This is a genomic window from Rhodococcus sp. P3_B8, assembly GCF_056402775.1.
Map to the genome: position 1 here is coordinate 1 of NZ_JBFUGT010000429.1, position 4,423 is coordinate 4,423.

Below are 4,423 nucleotides of genomic sequence, written 5' to 3' on the forward strand. Positions count from 1 at the left end.
GATCCGGGCCTTGGCCATCACCGGGATCGACACCGCGGAGATGATGCCGTCGATCATGTCCGGATCACTCATCCGGGACACCCCACCCTGCGCCCGGATGTCCGCGGGCACCCGCTCGAGCGCCATCACCGCGACCGCACCGGCGTCCTCGGCGATCTTCGCCTGATCGGGGGTGACGACGTCCATGATGACCCCGCCCTTCAACATCTCGGCCATGCCACGCTTGACGCGTGCCGTACCGGTGGTGGGGGTGGTGTCGGGGGTGCTCACAGCGAACTCCTGGGTTGTGGCGTGGATTGACTTCGATAGCGGCATGCGTGAGCGACGACGTTCACGCTGCAGTACCCGATTCTAGGACGAGGGGCGGTCCACTTCCGTAGCCAGTCCGCGATTGCTGGCTTTCTCCGGACGCCCGGGGCGGCTCAGGTGATCGCGCGCACCTCGGGTTCGTCCGGGGCCGAGGCCACCGCGCCTGCCTCGTCGAGGAGATCCGCGAGGTCGTGCGGGTACACGGCTTCGCCTGCTGCCGCCAGTTCACGAACCGTGTCCGCGGTGCACCACCGGTGACCGGTGATGGTGCGGTTCTCGAGTTCGGTGAAGCCCCCGTGGTGCGGCTCGAATCCGTCGGTGCGCAGCGCGAAGAACAGTTCCTCGGAGCGGATCAGCTGCCCGTTCCAGGAGAAGATGGCCACCCGCCGCCACATGGGTCCGCGCAGCGATTCGGGCGACGCGGTGTGCCCCGTCTCCTCGGCGATCTCCCGGACCGCGGCGGCCCGCAGGTTCTCCCCCTTCTCGACGGCGCCACCGATCGTGAACCAGTAGTAGATGTCGGGGACGGTGGGGTCGTGACCCCGGAGCAGCAGGACCCGGCCCTCACCGTCGAGCAGCACCACCCGGGCGGATGTCCGGACGGAGTCGAGGGACAGACCCTCGGTGAACGCAGCGGCGGACGAGCGTTCGGTGATCTCGAAGTACGTCGGCAGCGGGGCCGTGCCCCCGAGGTGCAGCCATCGGACCGGACGCCGGGTGCGGAGTGCGAGGGTGTCGCGGACGGCGTCGTTGTGGAATCGGCGGGCGATCAGCACCCGCGCCTCGGCATCGGCGAGTTCCGCCACCAACTGGGGGCGCAGGGTCTCCGGGTCGAGGGCCGAGAGCGCACTGGACAGCGCGTTCTCGGCGATCWCCCGGTCGGCCCGGTCCGACCGTTCGGCCCGGGCCGCCAGCGCGGCCAGCGACCTGCCTTCGGGTGGGTCCATCGCCGCGGCCGCCGCCCGCACGACCACCGCCCGGCGGGCGAGGGCCGCGTCGAGAGCCTGCCAGGACAGGTCGGAGCGGACGTGCAGGCGGTCGAGGCGGTTGGCCGTTCCGTACGCCCACAGGCCGATCGCCAGGACAACGGCTGCGACCAGGGCGAGGACCAGGATCGTGAGGGCGGAGAACGTCATGATCCGACCTCCCGGACGCCGTCGCGGCCGACGGTGACCGTCTCGTAGACCCGCAGGATCTGTTCGGCCACCACCGGCCAGTCGTATTCGGTGACCACCGTTCGGCCGACGTCGGTGAGTGCGGCGCTGCGCTCGGGGTCGCCGAGCACCGAGTCGATCCCGGCGGCGAGCGCCGCCGCATCCCCGACCGGCACCAGCACGCCGGCCTGCCCGTCCCGCAGGACCCGGCGGAACGCGTCCAGTTCGCTCGCCACGACGGCGGCTCCCGCGGCCATCGCCTCCACCAGCACGATGCCGAAGCTCTCACCACCGAGGTTGGGTGCGCAGTACACGTCGGCGCTCCGCAGTGCCGATGCCTTGTCGGCATCGTCGACCTGGCCGAGCAGACGCAGGTGCCCGAAGACCGGGCCGGCCTCGCGGCGCAGTTTGTCCTCGTCGCCGCGGCCGACCACCAGCACCTCGAGGTCGGGATACTTCTCCACCAGGGCGGGTAGCGCCTTGAGAAGCACCGCCATGCCCTTGCGGGGCTCGTCGTAGCGGCCGAGGAAGAGGATGGTCCTTCCGGGACGCGGGTAGCCGGGCAGCGGCTCGGCGTTCGCGAACGCCTGGACGTCGACCCCGTTGGGGATCTCGACCGCATCGGAGCCCAGTGATTCCACCTGCCAGCGTCGCGCGAGTTCCGACACCGCGATGCGGCCGCTGATCTTCTCCAGGTAGGGCTGGAGTACACCCTGAAATGTGCTCAGCACCAACGACTTCGTGGTCGACGTGTGGAAGGTGGCCACGATGGGCCCCTCGGCCACGCGCATGGCGAGCATCGACAGGCTCGGCGCGTTCGGCTCGTGGATGTGCAGGACGTCGAAGTTGTTGTCCGAGATCCAGCGCCGCACGCGGGCGCTCGCGGCGGGGCCGAAACTCAGCCGGGCCACCGAGCCGTTGTAGGGAATGGCGAGGGCGCGTCCCGCGGAGACGACGAAGTCGGGCAGGTCGACGTCGTCGGACGCCGGCGCGAGGACGCTCACCTTGTGCCCGCGCTCGATCAGAACCTCCGCGAGGTCGACGACGTGAGCCTGCACTCCGCCCGGGACGTCGAACGAGTACGGGCAGACCATTCCGATCTTCACGAGTTCTCCATGCGGGAGAGCCTCGACTGGGACAGGTCGGAGAGCCACAGCGGCTGAAGCATGTGCCAGTCCTCGGGATGTGCCGCGATGTTGGCTTCGAACCGGTCCGCCAGGGCCTGAGTCGCCGCGGCAACCCCCGCGGTGGTGTCGATCGGCGGGTCGATGCGGAAACCCCACCCGCCGTCTGTGAACCAGCAGTGCACCGGTAGGAGCGGCGCGCCGGTGTCGATCGCCAGCTTCGCGGGGCCGGCGGGCATGCGCGTCGGTTCCCCGAAGAACGTCACCGGGACGCCCTTCTTCGCCAGGTCGCGTTCACCGAGGAGGCACACGATCCCGTTGCCGCGCAGTCGCGCCGACAGTTCCACGAACGGGGGGTTCTCTCCCCCGCTGAGCGGGAAGATCTCGAAGCCGAGCCCTTCGCGGTAGTCGACGAACCGCCGGTACAGCGACTCCGGCTTCAATCGCTCGGCGACCGTGGACAGCCCGCCCCAGTGCTGGGCGCACCACACACCCGCCATGTCCCAGTTGCCGCTGTGCGGCAGTGCCATGACCGCGCCCCGGCCGGCTTCTTTCGCGGCGTCGAGGTGCTTCTGGCCTTCGATCAGCTCGTCGAGGGCGGCGCCCGTCTTCACGAGGTCCATCGACGGCAGCCGGAAAGCCTCCCGCCAGTAGCGCGCGTAGGACCGCATCGACGCCTGCATCAGGGTGTCCGGCACCTCGGCCGCGGGTACACCGAGCACGCGGGCGAGATTGCGGCGCAACTGTTCCGGGCCGCCGTTCCGGACGGCGAAATCGGCTCCCCTGTCGAACAGGGCGACCGCGGCCTTCTCCGGCAGCGCACGGACCAGGCGCCAGCCGGTCGCGTACCCCAGGTCGCTGATGCGTTCCGACAGGCCGCTCACTGCGCGCTCGCCTGTCCGTCTTCCGGCGTCGTGTCCGCAGGCGGGAGGGGCAGCACGTCCCGGGCGCCCGGCGACCGGCGAACGGCCAGCACCCGCTGGAACACGGTGATGACGCTGCCCGCCGACAGCAACCACATCGCGACGTGAATGGCCCATGGAACTCCGAGCCCGGTCACGCCGGCACCGACCAGCACGATGACCAGCCGATCGGGTCGTTCGATGAGTCCACCGTCGGCGGACAGTCCACTGGCCTCGGCGCGCGCCTTGGCGTACGAGATCACCTGCGAGGTGACGAGGCACAGCAGAGTCGCGATCAGCAGCGGCTTGCTGTTCTCGTGATAGACCGCCCACCAGGCGAGACCGGCGAAGATCGCACCGTCGGCCACCCGGTCGCAGGTGGCGTCGAGAACGGCACCGTACCGGGTTCCGCCGCCGCGGGCGCGGGCCATGGCACCGTCGAGCATGTCGAACATGACGAACAGCCAGATGAACATCGCTCCCCAGAACAGATGTCCGCTGGGAAACAGTGTGACCGCGCCGGCCACGGTCGCCACGGTGCCGATGACGGTGACGGAATCGGGGGTGAGCCCGGTCTTGACCAGAGCCTTCCCCAATGGTGCCGTCACCTTGGACACGGATGCCCGTCCGAAGAAGCTCAGCACCTCTCCACCCCGTTCTTCACTTCCTGCCAGGAACCCCGCACGCGTGAGCCAGCGACTCCCGCGTCATTCATCTATCGCGTCATTCATTCCAGGCCTTCGCCAGCAGCCCCCGGGTCTCGCGCAGCAACTGCGGCATGACCTTGACCCCGGCGAGGACCGTGATGAAGTTCGCGTCCCCGCCCCAGCGCGGAACGATGTGCTGATGCAGGTGCTCGGCGAGCGAACCGCCTGCCGCCGCACCGAGATTGAGACCGACGTTGAAACCGTCCGGCCGCGACACCCGCTTGATC

Annotated in this window: 5 protein-coding genes and 1 pseudogene; all 6 read right to left on the minus strand. The window is 69.6% G+C overall.

The window, feature by feature from the left end; all coding sequences use genetic code 11:
• Positions 1–270 (minus strand): annotated as a pseudogene (locus AC1D1G_RS42125) (pyridoxal 5'-phosphate synthase lyase subunit PdxS); the annotation flags it as partial.
• Between the two features lie 152 nt (positions 271–422).
• Entirely contained in the window at positions 423–1,445 is a 1,023-nt protein-coding gene (locus AC1D1G_RS42130; protein ID WP_477956591.1) for an NUDIX hydrolase, read from the minus strand.
• Positions 1,442–2,569: a glycosyltransferase family 4 protein gene (locus tag AC1D1G_RS42135; RefSeq protein ID WP_283331877.1), complete on the minus strand. Its 1,128-nt coding sequence runs from the start codon at positions 2,567–2,569 to the stop codon at positions 1,442–1,444. Before AC1D1G_RS42135 ends, AC1D1G_RS42130 begins: the two co-directional genes overlap by 4 nt.
• Positions 2,566–3,471: a phosphatidylinositol mannoside acyltransferase gene (locus tag AC1D1G_RS42140; protein WP_283331878.1), complete on the minus strand. Its 906-nt coding sequence runs from the start codon at positions 3,469–3,471 to the stop codon at positions 2,566–2,568. The genes AC1D1G_RS42135 and AC1D1G_RS42140 overlap by 4 nt, the downstream gene beginning before the upstream one ends.
• The gene (gene pgsA, locus AC1D1G_RS42145; RefSeq protein WP_283331879.1) at positions 3,468–4,133 is read right to left on the minus strand and encodes a phosphatidylinositol phosphate synthase; all 666 of its coding nucleotides are present in this window, start codon (positions 4,131–4,133) and stop codon (positions 3,468–3,470) included. Before pgsA ends, AC1D1G_RS42140 begins: the two co-directional genes overlap by 4 nt.
• 79 nt (positions 4,134–4,212) lie before the next feature.
• A partial coding sequence (locus AC1D1G_RS42150) for an HIT family protein (RefSeq protein ID WP_477956592.1) occupies positions 4,213–4,423 on the minus strand: 211 nt, incomplete at its 5' end.